Annotated in this window: 20 protein-coding genes; 6 read left to right on the top strand and 14 right to left on the bottom strand. The window is 51.8% G+C overall.

Annotated elements, in window-relative coordinates; genetic code table 11:
• Nucleotides 1-55 precede the first annotated feature (55 nt).
• The 4 genes from ACT3TJ_RS10950 to ACT3TJ_RS10935 all read right to left on the bottom strand — a co-directional run bounded on the left by ACT3TJ_RS10950 (nt 56) and on the right by ACT3TJ_RS10935 (nt 2,950).
• Nucleotides 56-736, bottom strand: a complete 681-nt coding sequence (locus ACT3TJ_RS10950) for a Bax inhibitor-1/YccA family protein (RefSeq protein ID WP_193053578.1) — start codon at nt 734-736, stop codon at nt 56-58.
• Between the two features lie 207 nt (nt 737-943).
• Nucleotides 944-1,099 (bottom strand): hypothetical protein, encoded by a 156-nt coding sequence (locus ACT3TJ_RS10945; RefSeq protein ID WP_444621632.1) that lies wholly within the window; start codon nt 1,097-1,099, stop codon nt 944-946.
• A gap of 124 nt (nt 1,100-1,223) precedes the next feature.
• Entirely contained in the window at nt 1,224-2,228 is a 1,005-nt protein-coding gene (locus ACT3TJ_RS10940; RefSeq protein WP_444621631.1) for an aldo/keto reductase, read from the bottom strand.
• A 260-nt stretch (nt 2,229-2,488) separates the two neighbouring features.
• Nucleotides 2,489-2,950 (bottom strand): hemerythrin domain-containing protein, encoded by a 462-nt coding sequence (locus ACT3TJ_RS10935; RefSeq protein ID WP_444621630.1) that lies wholly within the window; start codon nt 2,948-2,950, stop codon nt 2,489-2,491.
• A 28-nt stretch (nt 2,951-2,978) separates the two neighbouring features.
• Here ACT3TJ_RS10935 and ACT3TJ_RS10930 point away from each other — a divergent pair, with 28 nt between their 5' ends.
• Nucleotides 2,979-3,344, top strand: coding sequence for a hypothetical protein (locus ACT3TJ_RS10930; RefSeq protein WP_444624378.1), 366 nt, complete (start codon nt 2,979-2,981; stop codon nt 3,342-3,344).
• A 93-nt stretch (nt 3,345-3,437) separates the two neighbouring features.
• On the opposite strand, the gene ACT3TJ_RS10925 is transcribed toward ACT3TJ_RS10930, so the two are convergent.
• From ACT3TJ_RS10925 to ACT3TJ_RS10915, 3 genes are all read right to left on the bottom strand, one after another.
• Nucleotides 3,438-3,644 carry a hypothetical protein gene (locus ACT3TJ_RS10925; protein WP_193056413.1) on the bottom strand — a complete coding sequence of 69 codons (207 nt, stop codon included), beginning with the start codon at nt 3,642-3,644 and terminating at the stop codon, nt 3,438-3,440.
• Nucleotides 3,645-3,738: 94 nt separating this feature from the next.
• Nucleotides 3,739-4,350 carry a flavodoxin family protein gene (locus ACT3TJ_RS10920; RefSeq protein WP_172116660.1) on the bottom strand — a complete coding sequence of 204 codons (612 nt, stop codon included), beginning with the start codon at nt 4,348-4,350 and terminating at the stop codon, nt 3,739-3,741.
• 29 nt (nt 4,351-4,379) lie between these two features.
• Nucleotides 4,380-6,179, bottom strand: coding sequence for a thiamine pyrophosphate-requiring protein (locus tag ACT3TJ_RS10915; RefSeq protein WP_444621629.1), 1,800 nt, complete (start codon nt 6,177-6,179; stop codon nt 4,380-4,382).
• A gap of 745 nt (nt 6,180-6,924) precedes the next feature.
• Between ACT3TJ_RS10915 and ACT3TJ_RS10910 the strand changes: the two genes are divergently transcribed.
• Nucleotides 6,925-7,119: a hypothetical protein gene (locus tag ACT3TJ_RS10910; protein WP_172116662.1), complete on the top strand. Its 195-nt coding sequence runs from the start codon at nt 6,925-6,927 to the stop codon at nt 7,117-7,119.
• A 90-nt stretch (nt 7,120-7,209) separates the two neighbouring features.
• Here the strand turns inward: ACT3TJ_RS10910 and ACT3TJ_RS10905 are convergent, their stop codons facing one another.
• The 6 genes from ACT3TJ_RS10905 to ACT3TJ_RS10880 all read right to left on the bottom strand — a co-directional run bounded on the left by ACT3TJ_RS10905 (nt 7,210) and on the right by ACT3TJ_RS10880 (nt 15,172).
• Nucleotides 7,210-7,434 carry a hypothetical protein gene (locus tag ACT3TJ_RS10905; protein WP_172116663.1) on the bottom strand — a complete coding sequence of 75 codons (225 nt, stop codon included), beginning with the start codon at nt 7,432-7,434 and terminating at the stop codon, nt 7,210-7,212.
• 92 nt (nt 7,435-7,526) lie between these two features.
• Nucleotides 7,527-8,339: a peptidylprolyl isomerase gene (locus tag ACT3TJ_RS10900; RefSeq protein ID WP_444621628.1), complete on the bottom strand. Its 813-nt coding sequence runs from the start codon at nt 8,337-8,339 to the stop codon at nt 7,527-7,529.
• Nucleotides 8,340-8,364: 25 nt separating this feature from the next.
• On the bottom strand, nt 8,365-9,054 hold the full coding sequence (gene narI, locus ACT3TJ_RS10895) for a respiratory nitrate reductase subunit gamma (protein ID WP_441679318.1): 690 nt from the start codon (nt 9,052-9,054) through the stop codon (nt 8,365-8,367).
• 13 nt (nt 9,055-9,067) lie between these two features.
• Nucleotides 9,068-9,850, bottom strand: a complete 783-nt coding sequence (gene narJ / locus ACT3TJ_RS10890; RefSeq protein ID WP_193054578.1) for a nitrate reductase molybdenum cofactor assembly chaperone — start codon at nt 9,848-9,850, stop codon at nt 9,068-9,070.
• Nucleotides 9,843-11,405 carry a nitrate reductase subunit beta gene (gene narH / locus ACT3TJ_RS10885; RefSeq protein WP_193056418.1) on the bottom strand — a complete coding sequence of 521 codons (1,563 nt, stop codon included), beginning with the start codon at nt 11,403-11,405 and terminating at the stop codon, nt 9,843-9,845. Before narH ends, narJ begins: the two co-directional genes overlap by 8 nt.
• Nucleotides 11,402-15,172 (bottom strand): nitrate reductase subunit alpha, encoded by a 3,771-nt coding sequence (locus ACT3TJ_RS10880; protein WP_444621627.1) that lies wholly within the window; start codon nt 15,170-15,172, stop codon nt 11,402-11,404. Before ACT3TJ_RS10880 ends, narH begins: the two co-directional genes overlap by 4 nt.
• Before the next feature lie 269 nt (nt 15,173-15,441).
• Between ACT3TJ_RS10880 and ACT3TJ_RS10875 the strand changes: the two genes are divergently transcribed.
• Nucleotides 15,442-15,828, top strand: coding sequence for a SirB2 family protein (locus tag ACT3TJ_RS10875; protein WP_444621626.1), 387 nt, complete (start codon nt 15,442-15,444; stop codon nt 15,826-15,828).
• A 37-nt stretch (nt 15,829-15,865) separates the two neighbouring features.
• Here ACT3TJ_RS10875 and ACT3TJ_RS10870 read toward each other — a convergent pair whose 3' ends face one another.
• Nucleotides 15,866-16,288 carry a MarR family transcriptional regulator gene (locus ACT3TJ_RS10870; RefSeq protein ID WP_444621625.1) on the bottom strand — a complete coding sequence of 141 codons (423 nt, stop codon included), beginning with the start codon at nt 16,286-16,288 and terminating at the stop codon, nt 15,866-15,868.
• Between the two features lie 126 nt (nt 16,289-16,414).
• On the opposite strand from ACT3TJ_RS10870, the gene ACT3TJ_RS10865 reads away from it, so the two are divergent.
• From ACT3TJ_RS10865 to ACT3TJ_RS10855, 3 genes are all read left to right on the top strand, one after another.
• Nucleotides 16,415-16,981 (top strand): YIP1 family protein, encoded by a 567-nt coding sequence (locus tag ACT3TJ_RS10865; RefSeq protein WP_172116670.1) that lies wholly within the window; start codon nt 16,415-16,417, stop codon nt 16,979-16,981.
• Between the two features lie 326 nt (nt 16,982-17,307).
• Nucleotides 17,308-18,249 carry a HAMP domain-containing protein gene (locus ACT3TJ_RS10860; RefSeq protein WP_444621624.1) on the top strand — a complete coding sequence of 314 codons (942 nt, stop codon included), beginning with the start codon at nt 17,308-17,310 and terminating at the stop codon, nt 18,247-18,249.
• A partial coding sequence (locus ACT3TJ_RS10855) for a histidine kinase (RefSeq protein ID WP_444621623.1) occupies nt 18,237-18,613 on the top strand: 377 nt, incomplete at its 3' end. The genes ACT3TJ_RS10860 and ACT3TJ_RS10855, both read left to right, overlap by 13 nt.

Here is an 18,613-nt window from a genome sequence, read left to right as displayed (position 1 = left end):
AAAGACAGACCCTACAAGTAGGGTCTGTCCGGTTACCAGCTGACAACGCTATTGGTTAGTCGTTGCTCATGATACCTAAAATTGAAAGCAGGCTGATAAACAGATTGTAGATAGAAACATACAGCGTAACGGTTGCCAGAATATAGTTCGTTTCACCAGCGCGATGAATGATTTCACTGGTTTGATACAGGATGGCCGCTGAGGCGAACAGAACAAAGCCTGCTGATACCATCAGTGACAGGGCAGGAATGTTGAAGATCAAGCCAGCAACCATCGCAAGCACTAGCACAATAGCGCCAGCCAGCAGGAAGTTACTTAAGAAGCTGAAATCTTTCTTGGTCGTTAACGCAACCGCTGAAAGGCCAAAGAAGGTAAGGCCTGTCATTGCCAGCGCATTCATAATCAGCGCGCCACCATTAGGGAGCGTTAAATAGGCTGAAATGATGGGTCCCAGTGTGAACCCCATAAAACCGGTAAAAGCGAAGGTGGCCAGCAAGCCAGCCGCAGAATTTGCCGTTTTATGTACCAGGAACATCAAGCCGTAGGCCCCAATAAAGAACACAAAGATGTTCATTTGTTGGATACCCATAGCCACTGATGCGCCAGCGGTCACTGCGGAGAAAAGCAGTGTCATTGCCAATAATGCGTAGGTATTGCGCAGTACCTTATTGGTGCTGACGCTGTTGGCAACACCACTGGATCGTGTTTGTGCCGTGTTCAGATCGTTATAAGCCATCTACGTATGCTCCCCAAATAATAGTGCTAACAATAGACCAGCATGCCGTTACCAAGTTCCAGACGCAAGTCCTTATCGCTTCGTTCATGTAAAGTACTCAACTTTCTTCTAACGAAAGAATTGACGGATTTGAATAGCGGCATCTTGCAGAAAAAACCACGACTGACGATATTGTCATCGCCAGTCGTGGTGTTTAATGCTCGATTTCTAGCTCTCTATTTCTTCATCTTTTTTCAGCGGAGTCACCGCGCTGCTGGCGGTTTGGCGAATATCCTGCGAGGCATATAACCGGGCATCAACCACATGTAGCACCGCAAGTTGTACGAAAAGCACTGCAAAACAGATGATTAAAGCTTTGATCATGGCGGCTTTCCTGAACCAGGCTGGCGATAGCCAGCCTTTTGCTGAATGCTAGCTTAAAGCAGGCTGAAAGCAATAGCGGTATTCGATAAAAACCTGCCATGAAAAATAGCGCCCTATCTCTAGTCTACTGAGTAAACTCTTCCGTATCGATGTCCGCTTGCTGCGCTGGACTATACCGTTCACCGGCTACCTGATCAGGTGTCATCATTGAGTTGAGGTCACTGAGATAGTTTTTATCGAGCACCCAACTATCGGCTGCCAGGTTTTCACGCATATGAGCGATTGAGCAAGTCCCAGGAATGGGCACTATATGGCCACCTTGTGCTTTTACCCAGGCCAGTGCCAATTGGGCGGTAGTCACGTCAAGCGCTTGGGCTAGCGCCTGAAAGCGTGAAAGCACCGCTAGATTTTTAGGCAGATTGTCAGCGTTAAAACGAGGCATGTTAGCCCGCATATCGTCCTCACCAAACACTGTATCGACCTGAATCGCTCCTGCCAAAAAACCACGACCCAAGGGGCTAAATGCAACCATCGCCACACCCAGTGTTTGGCAGGCTTTAATGAGCGCAATTTCGGGGTTGCGTGTCCAGAGGGAATACTCTGACTGCACTACTGCTACGGGATACTCCTTATGCGCTTTGGAAAGCGTTTTTGCTGAAACCTCCGACAGCCCCACACCGCCTATCTTGCCTTCATCGACCAACTTACCCAGTTCGCCGACACTCTCCTCGACGGGTACGCCGGGATCAAGCCGGTGCAGGTAATAGATATCGATATGATCGGTCTTTAAACGTGTCAGGCTTGCCTCACACTGTTGGCGTAGTATGTCTGGTCGACCATTGATAACCCGCTTTCCCGTCTCAGCATCAATCGCCATACCGCATTTACTGGCCAACAACAGCGCTTGGCGCTTGTCTTTTAAGGCATTGCCCAGTAAGCGCTCATTCGCCGTGGCCCCATACAGTGTCGCGGTGTCAAAGTGCCGATACCCCATTTCAAACGCTTCATGCAATGCTCGCAGGGCGTCTTTTTCAGACACCTGCTGACCATAACCATGAGACAAGTTCATACAACCAAGGCCAACAGCAGGCGAAGACACTTCTTTAAGACGCTGGAAAAACATCGACATAGGCATTCCCTGAAAGAAAATTTCTGCAGTACCGTTATGCCGTATAATAGTTAACAACTCAACGAACGAAAGCCCCACGGCACACCATGGGGCTTTCGGCAACGAACCATAAATTTCAGATGGCAGGTTTTCAAAAGCCTATTAACCGGTATGACGGCCTTGAAGCTTATCCAGTAGCCGATCAACCATGCCGACGCCCGGCCCGACGCTCTTATGAAATAGCTCAGAATGAGGTGCGCTAGGGTGCGGCCGTGTCGGCGCTAGCTTTTGGCAGCGTCGACTTTATTCCCCAAGTCGATAAGTTCATCAACGGGTATATGATTACGTAGTTTGGGAAATTGGTCGGACTCTTCATCATCAATGTGGTGGCGAAGCTGCTTTTCCATCTCTTTAGTCAACGGCATAAACGTGGGGTCTGACGCATCGACATCCTCTAGCTTCTTCATCACGTTGACCAATTCATCATGCTCTCTCTTATCGTGCTCAACTTCATCACGCCCATTAGGAATATGTTTCTCCATAGCAGGGTAAACATACATTTCCTCAGCAACGGCATGGCGCATCACTTCGGCAATAGCGGCGTCTATCAAGACTCGACGTTGCTCGGGGTCGTTACTGCTTTCTACTTGGGCAAGTAGCTCCAGCATTTCCTGGTGGTCAGTCGTTAAAATATTGATGACGTCCAACCCGTTTCCTGTCTGGCCTTGCGTGTGGTTATCCATACCCTTCTCTCCCTCTTATTCAGGATCCATGAGCCGCCAGCTCCATTTCAAGCTAGCTCGCCTGACCGGTATTTCCAAGCTAACAGCCCGTGACCTAATACATGTTAAGAAGGTTTTTAAAACTGATTGGCAGGTGGCTGACGTCGTATTCAAGCCGCACGCCATCAGCTACGTTATAAAAGGATTTCAAACCAGGGAGCGGATGATGGCGACGTTTATGGTGTATCGAGCGGTTCAGGAAGGCGCTGAAATTGATGCCCAGCCTGAGTGGTGGGTCGTAGACTTGCGTGAGGAGGAAGAAAGAGATGGCGATTTGGTACGCAAACGTTGTGCGACCAAGCCTGAAGCCGATGAAGCCGTTAATGAACTTAACAAAAAATATGCAACGACTTAGTAGTATCGATAACAGTACGACGGCTGAACATCCACCAGCCTGACAGCTGACAGGCTGGTGGACGATAATAATGTAGCAAGCAGAAGGAGGCCGCTATTTTTTACCCGTTAACGATCTAAGCAGCGTCTCAACCTGGTGGTCGCCCTCGCCTTCATTATCCAACTCCTCTTTCGCCAGCTCTTTTTTATTTCCCACGACGGCATTGCAGGCACTGCAGTAGATATTGTCATCTTCGTCTGTGTTTTCAGGGAAACGGTAGTCTTCGCTGCCACATTGGGCACATCGTTTCGGAAATGCCATTTAAACTTACTCCTTGTGTTGTGTGCGACATACCTTTACAGCTTAGCTGAGAAGTGAATTAACTGCGTATGTGCACCTATAGCACATTCAGCGCCTAGCTCTCTTGTGGTGGATACGGGTTCTGCTTTAATAACGTGGCCAAGTGAACACAATTAAGCGCCAGGCCTGCCGTAGCGCTCTGAGTCGCTTCTGGTGTCTTCTCAAAATCCTTGAGGTCGACTCCCTGCATGGCTTCACCTACCCAATAGGTGCATGCGTTGGCAGGAAGGGTAAAACCAACGTCGTTTAGCCCCTGAAACAGCTCGGCAACAATATGATGAGCGCCATCTTCATTACCTACCACCACGACACCGGCGACCCGACCATACGAGACCATTCGTCCCTGCTCATCGGTTTCGCCAAGAAACGCATCCAGTCGCTCTAATACACGTTGACAGATACTGGAGTGATGGCCTAACCAGATAGGGCTGCCCAGGATGAAGATATCGGCATCCAGAATCTGCTTTCGTATTTGCGGCCAATCATCACCCTCACCTTCATCCGATGTCACACCGGGCTTAATATTAAAATCCGCAGCACGGATTTTCTCGCCAGTGACGCCATGGCGCTCAAGCGCTGCCAAGGTCTCGGATATAAGTCGATCACAAGAAGACGCTGCGGGTGACGCTTTAAGCGTACAGTTGATAGCCAAGGCTTTTAACGACATGAGACTCTCCTTTTATGCGGCTTGGGGTGTCAGTGCTTGCGAAGCTTGGGGGTTATCTGCCGGGCAAACTGCCGAAACGAGGCTTTAACCGTACCCAGCGCGTCGGGGTCGCCGTGCAAAAGCGCTGACATATAGGCTTTCGCCTGCTCGGGCTTTATATGCGGCGGGATCGGCGGAACATCAGGGTCAGTTATAACTTCCAGCACAACAGGGCGGTCAGCACTTAAGGCCTGCTCCCAGGCAGTGGCAAGCATCTCAGGATCGCTGACCTTAATGCCCTTGAGCCCAATAAGCTCGGCATATTCGGCATAGGGAAAGTCAGGGAGATCCTGCGAGGCTTCATACTTCGGGTCGCCTTCCATTACCCGCATTTCCCACGTGACTTGATTAAGGTCCTGGTTATTAAGCACCATAACGATCAAGCGTGGGTCCGCCCACTGCTGCCAATACTTGGCAATGGTAATTAACTCCGAATTACCGTTCATCTGCATGGCCCCGTCCCCAACCAATGCAATGGTCACCCGTTCGGGATAAGCGAACTTGGCGGCTATCGCATAGGGAACGCCATTTCCCATCGTGGCAAGTCCGCCAGAAACCGATGCCATCATGCCACGGCGTAATTTGAGATCACGTGCGTACCAGTTAGCAGCGGAACCGGAATCGCTGGTGAGAATGCAGCTATCAGGCAGGCGCGGCGACAGCTCCCAAAAAACACGCTGCGGATTAACCGGGTCAGCCTCCGCCATGGCACGCTCTTCAAGCACTTCCCACCATTGGGCAACACTTTTCTCAATATCTTGACGCCAACCACGATCTGTTTTCTGCTCTAAATAGGGCAACAGCGCTTGTAAGGTAGTCGCGCTATCACCCACGAGGTTCACCTCCATTGGGTAGCGCATACTCACCTGGCGCCCATCAATATCGATTTGTACACCCCGGGCCTGCCCCTCCTCCGGTAAGAATTCCGAATAGGGGAAGCTTGAGCCAATCATCAATAGCGTGTCACAGTTGGCCATTAACTCCCAGCTTGGGTTAGTACCCAGTAACCCGATAGATCCGGTAACGAAAGGCAAGTCGTCAGGAAGCACTGCACGCCCCAGTAGCGCCTTAGCGACACCAGCGCCTAGCCTGTCAGCCACCTGAACAATCTCATCGGTCGCATTCAGAGCCCCAGCACCCACTAGCATCGCCACTCTCTTTCCTTCATTTAACACTTGGGCGGCTTGGCGCAAATCATTGTCATGAGGCACGGTAATGGGGCTTGAGTAGCCCACGCCCGAATGCACAGTACCGTGAGCATGCGCAGGTGTTTCAACCGCAGGCTGGGACTGAAGGTCATTGGGAATGATGATAACCGTCACGGTCCGCTCGGCCAGGGCTATACGGATAGCGCGGTCAATAAGGTGGCGTATCTGAGCTGGGCTGGTCGCCATATGCACGAATTCATGGGCGACGTCTTTGAAAAGCGACACCAGGTCGACTTCTTGCTGATATTCACCGCCCAAGGCCGCACGTGCTTGCTGTCCAACAATGGCGACGACTGGCTGATGATCTTTTTTGGCATCGTACAAGCCATTAAGCAGATGAATGGCACCAGGCCCGGAAGTCGCGGTACACACACCAACTTCCCCCGTAAACTTGGCATGAGCACACGCCATGAATGCCGCCATCTCTTCATGACGGGCTTGCACGAACTCGAACTGGTCACCCGCTCGTTGTAATGCCCCCATGATGCCGTTGCTGCCATCTCCCGAATACCCGAAAATACGTTTAACACCCCACTCACCCAAACGTTGAACCAGAAAATCACCTACCAGCTGCTTACTCATTTAAGCCTCCATGGCAAAGCTACGCCTTAGCTCGTCACTTTCATATAAATGTTCACTAGGCCTATAGGTATAGATACGGGTATCAGCAAAGGTCAACTTGGCAGGGCTTCTTGTTAATGATTATTAAACAACAACCTGTAGAGTAGGCTAGCTTGGTTGCTAAACGGCCATGTTCATTTTTTTAATTCTCATGGATTACCCACCATAACGAAATGTATGCCTCGCACCTGAGAAGAATTTACACTTGGGCAAGGCGAACCCAACGTAACCGACGATATAATCCAGATATACGTTATTTACTTTTACGCTTAAAGCAAGAAGCCCGACCAGAGGCCGGGCTTTAACGTTGCATCCTTGTACACTCCGCAAGCTTCCTTGCTGAACATCCTTGTCCAGTGGGTTGAGATTGACACACTAAAAATGGCCTGTAAGTAACATAGTATAATTGATAGTAAAAACGCACTTATTTATTAACCTGCAGTAACTCTGTTAGTTAGCCAACTAGCCAAACAATGAGACCACCTGCTAATCCACTTCGGGTTAAGTAGTAGAAACTTAGCCATAAGTAGTTATAACTATAATCTTATTTATCATACTTATTGAGGACGCCATGCACTCTAATACAAATTAACAATAAGAAACCTTCTTTTGATTTAAAAATAGTATGTAACATTAGATGAAAAAAGGCCTATAGTCTTTCATCACCCGTATTCGGGTTGATACATAACTCATGGAGGAGAAAGTGATGATCGCTGTTCATCAGGGTACCAAAATTGCGTTTTCAGCTATTTACCGGCGTTTGGTTATCAACCAGCTTATTAACCGTGTCGACAGCCTTGAATCTGAAAAATATGGGCTTATCGCCGAAAACAAGATATTGGCTACTGAAAACGCCAAGCTACGCAGGGCATTAGCAGAGCAACATAACGATGTAGCGTGATATTTAGTTCTGCGACCCTTGGCTAGCCGTAACGACGTCTAGGCCAAGGGTGGCGGAGTCTATGAGAGTTTTCAGCCTCAAGCGGTTCAATCAAACTTTCTTTTTATCTCCGGTAATTTCATCGGTGACTTTTCGCAATCCCCTTTCAATCGGATGCTCATCATCATTATCACCTGTCACGCTAAACTCTGAGTTCGCCCCCCCGCTGTATATTTCTGCACCACAAGTGCCACACGTTGGGAGGGCATTTTCCGTATCGTTTGCGTCGGCGATATATTCCTTACCACATTTCTGACACTTATCGACATGTTCCATGGCCGTTCTCCTTTTTCCTATATCACTTCAACCTTAGAAGAAAGAAATGGTTCCATAAAGTCCGGGCAAGCCGATAACCACGCAGAGCGGTCCTATTGCATCAGACTACCGCCCGCGTCGTCGTCAAGCGCGATTCCCTGGACGCCTATCTCCGCCTCTAATGACAACAGGTAGTGGCGCAATGCGCGCCGCGTTGCCTGTTCCTCCAGGTGATGGCGAACACGTTCGGTAACGGCTTCGTAAGGCAGCAACTGCCCTTCCTCGCGGGCATCAACCACCACCAAGTGCCAACCATAGCGGGAGGCAATGGGCCGCTCATGAAGGCCGTTGGGTAAGTGGTGTAGCACTCGGTCAAGTTCAGCAACCGTTTGCCCTTGGGCCAACCAGCCGAGTTCCCCACCTTGGGTGTTGGAAGGACACGCTGAGTGGCGCTGGGCAAACTCCGTAAAGCGCGCAGGATCGTCCTTCAATGTTTCCAGCAGTGTTACGCCTTGCTGATAGTGTGCATCCCGAGCCACAGCATCTTCAGGCGCCGCAGCCAGCAAAATATGACGCACCTTTAAGCGTGTGGGCTCACTAAAACGCTCGGGGTGGTGCGCATAAAAGCGTTGGCAATCCTCGGTGCTGGGCTCCGGCACGTTCAGCGCCTGCTCTAGAAGCTGTGCAATCACCTTGTCATCCGCTGTTTCATTATCAGCCAATAAACCTTGCGCTTGGGCCTGCTGACACAGCAGCTCACGGACAACCAACGCCCGCGCAGCCTTAAGCTGGGCACTCCCCGCACTGTCTGAGGGGTGATACTGCATTTCATGGGCAATGTCGCTTTCTTCAATAGCGCGGCTGCCCACCTGTATCAATGGTAGTGTGGCTTCACTTGGCAGCGCTTCGATATCAATCATTTGCATAACAACTCTCCTGATAAATTATCGTTTAGCCGCGTTTACGCACTAATTGATAGCGCCGGGTCAGATAACCGAAAGGCGCGCTCCATACATGCACTAGCCGAGTGAAAGGGAACAACAGGATAATGGTTAGCCCCAAAAAGATATGCAGCTTGAATATCCAGGAAACATCCTGCAGATAGTTCGCTGCACCGCCATTAAAGAACACAATGGCCTGTGCCCAGCTTGCCAACGTCAGCATCATTTCACCATCCATATGGCCCAGCGTGAAGAAAATGGTAGTGAGCCCAAGGCATGCCTGAATAAGCAAAATAGCCAGAATCAGCGTATCCATTTTACTCGATGAGGCGCGCACACGTGGATTGAACATCCGCCGATAAAGCAGCATCGCCCCGCCGATCACACACAACACGCCGGCAATACCACCAATCACCACGGCAAGCAGTTGCTTGGTGCTAGGGAGAAGAAAGTGCTCATACATCCAGTGTGGGGTAAGCAGACCAACCAAGTGGCCAAAAAAGATGGTAATGATGCCGATATGGAAGAGATTGCTGGCCAGGCGCATGTTTTTGGTCGACAGCATCTGGCTGGATCCGGTCTTCCAGGTGTACTGCCCGTAGTCAAAACGCACCAGGCTCCCAAACAGAAATACGGTACCGGCGAGATAGGGATAGTAGCCGTAGATAAAATGCTCGAGGTAAGTCGTAATAGCGGACATTGAGATTCTCCTGTTAACGACCCATTGCCGGAGGCTGGGCTCCGGGAGAGAGAATGCGAACGGCATCGTGTTGAACACCCTGCTTGCGTTCAGCCAAGCGACGCCCTTCGGCAGATTGCAACGCACAGTCCTCGTCGGATGCCGCAGAAAAGCGTACGGCTTCCTCTTCCCATACGGCATCCAGCGCTTCGGGGGTATTGTCAGGCTTTTCCGCCTTCACAACGGGGCGATGCGCGTTTATGTCCGCTTCGGCGCCAATGAGCGCCAGCAGCGCATGGGTCACCAGGGCATAGTCGCTATCACGCTCTTCCAGGCGAGCGGCAAGTAGCGCCAGAATATGGCGGATATTGCCAATCCAGCGGGCCATTTCCGCATCGCTTCGCGTGGAGAGATACTCCAGGAACAGCGGTAAATAGTCAGGCAGCTCCCGGGCGTCTAGCTCAAAACCCGCCTTTCGGTACTCATCCATGAGATCCACCATAGCCTGGCCACGCTCTCGCGATTCTCCGTGTACGTGTTCAAACAGCAGCATCGATGTAGCCCGCCCCTGTTCGAAAAGCGCGACATACTCGGCTTGAAGGCTTAAAAGCTCGCTATCGGCAATTTGCTGACACCAACTCATCAAACGTTGGCGTAACGAAGCGGGCCAGCGATTCTCCGCGGCCACGATCTCGACAAGCTCCCCTACGGCCTGCTGCAATTCAGCTGTTGGGTAGTCAAGCAACCGCGACAGTACGCGCAGGCTGCGCATGGTCTGTTGCTCTGGGGTCAAGAGCGGTTCTGCCAGATTACTCATGACGAGCCTCCTCGGATTGCGCCTGCGGATCAAAAACATTGACCGGTTTCACCATCGTGCTTTCAACAGGCCGACCGTTGAACAGGTTCGCTGTGCTCTCGCCGTTGCACCCGTCACCAAAGGTGAATCCGCACCCACCCCGTTCTGGGAAGGCGTCGCGCGCCATCTCGCGGTGGCTGGTTGGAATTACGAACCGATCTTCATAGTTGGCGATTGCCAGATAGCGGTACATGTCCTCCACCTGAGCAACGCTTAGACCCACATCTTCCAGTACGCTGATATCCGCTTCTCCTTCAACATGCTTACCGCGCATATAAAGGCGCATCGCCATCAAACGCTTAAGCGCGAGCACAACGGGGGCTTCTTCCCCGGCGGTCAGCATATTGGCCAAGTACTTCACCGGGATGCGCAGCGACTCAATTTTTGGCATCACGCCATCGAACTCGACCTTACCCGCTTCGGCCGCAGACTGAATGGGCGACAGCGGCGGTACGTACCAGACCATGGGCAGCGTGCGGTATTCAGGGTGCAGCGGAAGCGCCAGCTCCCAATCAATGGCCAGCTTGTAGACGGGCGATGCCTGAGCGGCCTGAATGACGTTGTCGGGAATACCGTCTTTCTTGGCTTGGGCAATGACCTCGGGGTCATGAGGGTCCAGGAAGATGTCGCGCTGGCGGTGGTACAAGTCCTGCTCGTCGGCGGAGCTTGCGACTTCCTCAATGCGGTCGGCGTCATAAAGCAGGACACCCAAATAACGAATGCGCCCCACGCAGGTTTCTGAGCAGATGGTTGGCTGGCCCGACTCAATACGCGGGTAACAGAAAATACACTTCTCGGATTTGCCGCTTTTCCAGTTGTAGTAGATCTTCTTGTAGGGGCAACCGGAAATACACATCCGCCAGCCGCGACATTTATCCTGGTCAATCAGTACGATGCCGTCTTCTTCACGTTTGTAAATGGCGCCACTGGGGCAGCTTGCCACGCAGGTGGGGTTAAGGCAGTGCTCACACAGCCGCGGCAAGTACATCATAAAGGTGTTTTCAAACTGGCCGTAGATATCTGCCTGCACCTGTTCGAAGTTTATGTCCTTGCGGCGCTTGGCAAACTCGGTGCCTAGAATTTCCTCCCAGTTAGGGCCCCATTCAATTTTCTTCATACGCTCGCCAGAGATCAGTGAACGCGGGCGGGCTACCGGCTGGTGCTGGCCGGGCTTGGCAGTGTGCAGGTGCTGGTAATCAAAGGTGTAGGGTTCGTAGTAGTCATCAATAGCGGGTAAGTCGGGGTTGGCGAAGATATTGGCCAATACACGCCATTTACCGCCAATGCGTGGCTCTATCTTGCCATCACGGCTGCGCATCCAGCCGCCCTTCCACTTGGCCTGGTTTTCCCACTCTTTGGGATAGCCGATACCCGGCTTGGTTTCAACGTTGTTGAACCAGGCATACTCGACACCTTCGCGGCTAGTCCAGACGTTTTTGCACGTTACCGAGCAGGTGTGACAACCAATGCACTTATCAAGGTTAAGGACCATGCCTACCTGAGAGCGAATTTTCATTTCACCGCCTCCTGAACGTCATCCTGGCCTTCACCATCCAGCCATTCGATATGCTTCATCTTGCGTACCAGCACGAACTCATCGCGGTTCGAGCCTACGGTTCCGTAGTAGTTGAAGCTGTAAGCGAGCTGGGCGTAGCCGCCGATCATATGAGTGGGTTTAGGGCAAACACGCGTCACAGAGTTATGAATACCACCACGCGTGCCGGTAATTTCCGAACCGGGGACGTTCACCTGACGCTCTTGGGCGTGGTACATCATCACCATGCCATCCTTAACGCGCTGACTGACCACGGCGCGGGCAGCAATCGACCCGTTGGCGTTATAAACCTCTATCCAGTCGTTGTCTTGAATATCGATATCGGCAGCATCACCTTCGGAAAGCCACACCACGGGGCCACCGCGATTCAGCGTCAACATCAGCAGGTTGTCGGAGTAGGTGGAGTGAATCCCCCACTTTTGGTGCGGTGTCAGGAAATTCAGCGCCTTGCTTTTGAAACCGTTATCCTCGGGCAGCTTGAAATTTTCCGCGGCGCGGGTGTTGATCGGTGGGCGATACACCAACAGGCTTTCGCCGAAATCACGCATCCAGGCATGATCCTGATAAAACTGCTGACGTCCACTGACCGTGCGCCATGGAATCAGCTCATGAACGTTGGTATACCCGGCGGTATAGGAGACGTGTTCATCCTCCAGGCCCGACCAAGTGGGGCTGGAAATAATCTTGCGCGGTTGCGCCACGATATCGCTAAAGCGGATTTTTTCATCCTCTTTAGGTCGTGCCAGATGCGAGTGGTCGCGCCCGGTAATTTTGGAGAGTGCCTCCCACGCCTTGAGTGCTACCTGGCCATTGGTTTCTGGCGCCAGCGTCAGTACGGTTTCTGCCGCGTCAATAGCGCTTTCGATGTTCGGGCGCCCTTTTGCCGGGCCTTCATGCTTAACGTGATTCAGTTTGCCGATCAGTTCTATTTCGCTATCCGTGTTCCAACTGATGCCTTTGCCACCATTACCGAGCTTTTCAAGCGCCGGGCCAAGTGAGGTAAAACGCTCGTACGTGGCGGGGTAATCGCGCTGTACTTCTATCAATGCAGGCATGGTTTTGCCGGGGATGGGCGCGCACTCGCCCTTTTTCCAATCCTTTACATCTATCTGCGCAAGCTCGCCCGGAGAGTCGTGCTGCATGGGGAGCGTGACTAAATCCGTCTCTTCGCCCAAGTGGCCCACACACGCTTTCGAGAACGCCTTGGCGATGCCTTTATAAATATCCCAATCGCTGCGCGACTCCCAGGCAGGATCGGTGGCAGCCGTTAGCGGATGGATAAACGGGTGCATGTCGGAGGTATTAAGGTCGTTCTTTTCATACCAGGTCGCCGTGGGTAGCACGATGTCCGAATAGAGGCAGGTCGTCGACATACGAAAATCAAGCGTGACTAATAGGTCAAGCTTGCCTTCAGGCGCCTCGTCGTGCCATTTGACCTCTTCTGGCTTCTGCCCGCCAAAATCGCCCAGGTCTTTACCCTGAATGCCATGCCGAGTCCCCAGCAGGTACTTGAGCATGTATTCATGCCCTTTACCGGAGCTACCCAGCAGGTTAGAACGCCAGATAAACATGTTACGCGGGAAGTTCTGGGGGTTATCCGGGTCTTCGGCAGCAAAGGAAAGCTCACCGGCTTTTAATTGCTGAACGACATAATCCTTGGTGGCCATGCCGGCGTCTTTGGCCTTGCCCGCCAAATGCAGCGGATTCGTGGTTAGCTGAGGGGCAGACGGCAGCCAGCCCATACGCTCGGCGCGTACGTTGTAGTCGATCAGGCTGCCGGTGTGACGGCGAGGGTCAGCCAGTGGTGAAAGAATCTCTTTGATCTCAAGCTTCTCATAGCGCCACTGCGAAGAGTGGTTATAGAAGAATGACGTAGAGTTCATATGACGCGGTGGGCGCGTCCAATCAAGCCCAAATGCCAAGGGCAGCCAGCCCGTTTGGGGGCGCAATTTTTCCTGGCCGACATAGTGTGCCCAGCCGCCGCCGCTCTGGCCAATACACCCGCACATGATCAGCATATTGATCAAGCCGCGATAGTTCATGTCCATGTGGTACCAGTGGTTCATACCGGCACCCACGATAATCATGGAGCGCCCACGTGTCTTGTGGGCATTATCGGCAAATTCCCGCGCGATACGAGTGCACTGCTCTGCCGAGACGCCGGTAATTTTTTCCTGCCAAGCGGGGGTGTAAGGTTTTATCTGGGCATAGTCGGTAGCGCCATCGTCCTCACCCGCTTGACCAAACCCACGGTCGATACCGTAGTTGGCACACATCAGGTCAAAGACCGTCACCACCAGCACGCTGCTGCCATCGGCTTTTTGCAGCCGTTTAGCGGGCAGGCTGTGGAACAAGCGGTCGCCACTTTCGCCTTCTACATGCGCAAAGTGCTTATGCTCGATACCGCCGAAATAGGGAAAAGCCACGCGCGCGACGTCGTCATGGCGCTCGGCAAGGCTCAGGAGAGGTGAAATCTCAACGCCGTCGGCATCCAAAGGCTCCAGGTTCCATTTACCCTGGTGAGCTTCTTCTTCCCCCCACCGGAAACCAATAGAGCCCTGCGGGACTACCAGCTGATCACGTGCGTCATCCCAAACCAGTGTTTTCCACTCAGGATTATTGTCCTGCCCCAGGTGATCAGCAATATCACTGGCGCGCAGTTGGCGCCCGGGCACAAGAGAGCCATCATCGCGTGGCTCCAGCTCGACCAGGCAGGGCATATCGGTATACCGGCGCACGTAATCGGTAAAGTAGGCGCTGGGATTTTCAAGGTGAAACTCTTTGAGAATGACGTGGCCCATGGCCATGGCGAGCGCTGCGTCGGTGCCCTGTTTGGCAGAGAGCCACTCATCTGTGAGTTTGGAAACCTCGGCGTAATCGGGGGTAATGGAAACGGTTTTGGTGCCCTTATAGCGAACCTCGGTGAAGAAGTGGGCGTCTGGCGTGCGGGTCTGAGGCACATTCGACCCCCAGGCAATGATATAGCCTGAGTTGTACCAGTCGGCAGATTCGGGAACATCGGTTTGTTCGCCCCACGTCATCGGCGAGGCGGGTGGCAAATCGCAGTACCAGTCGTAAAAGCTCATGCATACGCCGCCGATTAACGACAGGTAGCGGCTACCGGCGGCGTAACTGACCATCGACATGGCAGGGATAGGTGAAAAGCCAATGATGCGGTCAGGCCCGTACTGTTTGGCGGTATAAACGTTGGAAGCCGCGATTAACTCATTAAGCTCATCCCAGTTGCCACGAACAAAGCCGCCCATGCCGCGGGCGCGTTTGTACTCTTTGGTTTTGGCCGGATCTTCAACAATCGAGGCCCAGGCCTCTACCGGGTCGCCTTTTTCACTTAACGCTGCACGCCAAAGCTCCAACAGCGGTTTACGGACAAGGGGATACTTGAGACGGTTAGCACTGTAAAGGTACCACGAGTAGCTCGCCCCTCGAGGGCAGCCGCGAGGCTCATGATTAGGCAGGTCGGGGCGTGTACGCGGGTAATCGGTCTGCTGAGTTTCCCATGTCACCAGGCCGTTTTTGACGTAAATTTTCCAGCTACACGAGCCGGTACAGTTAACGCCGTGGGTAGAGCGGACGACCTTGTCGTGTTGCCATCGGCGGCGGTAACTGTCTTCCCACTGGCGGTCTTCCTGGCGAACTTCGCCGTGGTCATTGGCAAAAGGCTCGCGCGTTTTGCGGAAAAAATTTAGCCGGTCAATAAAATGACTCATGGTCGATCTCCCTGGCGCCAAAAAGAAAGCAATGCCTAAACAGACGTCTTGGAAATCGATTCTGAGCGATTAAAACGGCAATATCTGCCAGGTTACCTCCATATAACCCCACCCTACCTCTTAAGGGATACGCGGCTAAAGACCACAGGCGACGACGTTTCATTCATGGCAGTAAATCAGACAAGATAGCGATGAAACTCCGTATAACCCCTCAGCGAAAAGAGGTGTTTTTTGTTCACAAGAAGCTATTTTAATCCAGAGATAAACGTATGATTGAGCACTATTTTGCGGTTAAGCATCTTCATATGGCGGCCGCCTATGCGAGCCTCGCCTTCTTTATAGTACGTGCTTATTGGTCAGTCACTGAGCGACCGATTCTTAAGGCGCGCTGGGTCAAGATACTCCCCCATATCATCGATACGGCGCTTCTAACCTTCGGCGTGCTATTAGCCATCATGCTGAGCTTCTGGCCACTTCCGCCATGGATCAGCGCCAAAATCACCGCGCTGATTGTTTATATTCTGCTCGGTACAATGGCGATTAAACGCGGTAAAACACCAGCCATTCGGGCCGGTGCCGCCGTGGCAGCGGTGCTTGTATTTATCTATATACTGGGCGTTGCGATGCATCGGACTCCGCTTTCATGGCTAAGCTGATGACGTTACCCATAAAAAGTGACGCCATTAGCGCGCATTACTCACCAGGCGGGAATAACATACCGGCGTGAAGCTGGTAGAGGTCTGGCTGATGCGCTTCAGCAATTCGGGTGACACGTTCGATTCCCTCCTCCAACAAGTGCACTTCTATTTGGCGGCGGTCTTCACGTCCTTGACGGCGCTCAACGAGTGATAGCTGCTCACAGCGATCGACCAATGCCACAGTGCCGTGATGCTTGGCTTGCAGCCGCTCGGCAAGCTCACCTACCGTTGCCCAATCACGCTCAGCAAAACCGCGTAAGTGCAGCAACAGCTGGTATTGCAACGCGGTGAGCCCATGCTTGCGGCAGATATCTTCGCTGCGACGTAAAAAACAGCGTAACTGATAGCGAAACTGAGATAGACGCTCGAAATCTTCCTTATCAAGCTCACCTTTTTGCACTGCTGTTTTTTCTGCCATGAATGCTCCTTAACGTGCTCGTGACGACTTTCCCCCGCTTGACAATACCGAAGACGTCCTCTAAAAATAAAACATCATTATATGATATATAGCCGTTTAATTTTAAGACACCAAGAGGTAGTTGAGATGAATGTACTTACATTTTTCAAAATGCCCTTTAGTCATCGCGCTGGTTGGCAAGCGCTTAAATCGAACTCGCCTTCCATTCCCACGTTAGCGTGGTGTGTGGTTCTTCCCATGTCGTTATTGCCCCCTTTAATGCTCTATTATGCAGGAACGCATTATGGCGATACCTTTATGACCGGTTTTGCTGAAAGGGAGTGGCGATTTATTACGACAATTCTTTTTTTGGCCGAGCTACTGACTTTTTTTATAATGGGCTGGGTTATTCACGCAGTCGTCAATGGTGTCGAGCAGCTTTCAATTAGCTATAAAAATGCCTATTTACTTGCCACACTCGCTCCTCTTCCCTTATGGATATCAGCCCTTGCGCTATGGGTGCCCTCGTTATTTTTCAATGTGATCGTCGGATTGGCGGCTCTAGGCGTTTCATGCAGTCTGATTTATCACGGCTTGCAAGCGCTCTGCACTCGTAACGAGCTAGATGTTGCCACTATATCAGCCACTTATACTATTATGTCAGCCGGCATTCTTGGATGGGGTGTTTTGCTCGCGGTTGTTTGGGCTTACTAAACGCCGTTGAACGCCATAGTTCTAGCGCATTTTCAATGTGCGAAGACGTCGCTTGTGAGCGCTAAAAATAACGCTCATCAGAAATACCCGAATCTAAAAAAAACCACACGGCCTCACTTTTTTAAGTTTTACGTGATAGGCCTCTTAACCAACCGTTATATTGACGAGAGACAAAGAAGATTACATGATTCATCAGGATACGATGTATCTGCTTCTCATATCTTTCGATAAGTAATATAGTCATTTATCGTTAGCCATGCCGTCGGCTTCAGCAGCTTTTACTTATCTTTTTAAGCCCCCTCCTTTTTTAAATCCATGGGAGTCGCATGAATCTCTTACGCCACTCTCTTGTAGCTCGTATTACTGCTTACCTCCTGGCCATCACGGGGATGACCGTTCTCAGCATCGGCTTCACCATGATGATTGCCCAAAATAGCCAAGGTGATGCAGCGGCGATTAATATCGCGGGCTCATTACGCTTGAACAGCGCGCAGCTTTCTGAAGCCTTAGGCCCATTGACCCAAACACAAAACGGGTCTCAACAAAACGTTAGCCGACTGACTGATCAGCTTACCGCGAAACTGGAAGGCCCAGCACTCGCCGTTGGATATCACTACACCCATGATGAGATCCTTCAAGAGCAGCTTGCTGGGCTAAAAGCGCTGTGGCATAACACCTTAATCCCCCTGCTTGATGATGCTATTCATGGTAGTAGCAATGATGTAGCACAAGCCAGAGTAGCGCTGAATAATCTTATTCATCATATTGACCAGTATGTCTCGACACTTGAAAGCAGCACTAAATCCAAGATGCATTTACTGGGTTCTCTGCAGCTGCTTTTTTTCCTTTTGATTGGTGTGCTGCTTTTCATTGCGCTCTACGATATTCGGCATAATCTGGTGACGCCGCTTCGCCAGCTTAGAGTCCTGAGCCGCGAAGCGGGCCATGGCAACTTCCAATATCGCTCTAATTTTTCCAGCCACGATGAGCTAGGCCAGCTTGGGCGCGCTTTTGATCAGATGGCAGCGAGGCTGGATACGCGTTACCAGGCGTTGGAAGCGCGTGTATCTCGCAAGCAGGCAGAGCTTAAACGCCACAATCGCGCCCTCCAGATCATTCACAATGGGAGCCGTACGCTTTATGGGGCGGCAATGACCTTTGCGCCAGCACGGCACCTATCTTACGCGAGCTTGAAGACTTACTGGATATCGGCCCTATCGTGCTTTCGCTGCGCAGCGAGCATGACGATACTGATATGGCAATTTTAGCAACCCACTCATCCGAGCGGCCTCTCTATTGTCGAGACTTAAACTGCCTTGCCTGCCTGGAGCCGCAACGAGGCAATGCAGTTGCTCGCAATGCCGAAGCGATCGTGCTGCCCGTTGCGGTTGGCGAGGAGATTCTTGGCTCCCTGACCGTGGGCTACTCTGCGCCCATCAACGCATCGAAGCAGCAGCTACTCAATACGCTTACCGACAACCTGGCCACAGCTATCTTTTTACAGAAGCGTATTGAAGAAGAGCAACAGCTTTCTCTTGTCAACGAGCGCACGATTATTGCCCGTGAGCTTCATGACTCACTCGCCCAGTCGCTGTCTTATTTAAAAATGCAGGTAACACGCCTGGAGCGCAT

The organism is Halomonas sp. AOP30-A1-24 (assembly GCF_052378165.1).
Lineage (GTDB): Bacteria > Pseudomonadota > Gammaproteobacteria > Pseudomonadales > Halomonadaceae > Vreelandella > Vreelandella citrativorans.
The sequence above is the reverse complement of the archived record's forward strand: the minus strand, read 5'-3'. Positions and strand labels throughout refer to the sequence as shown.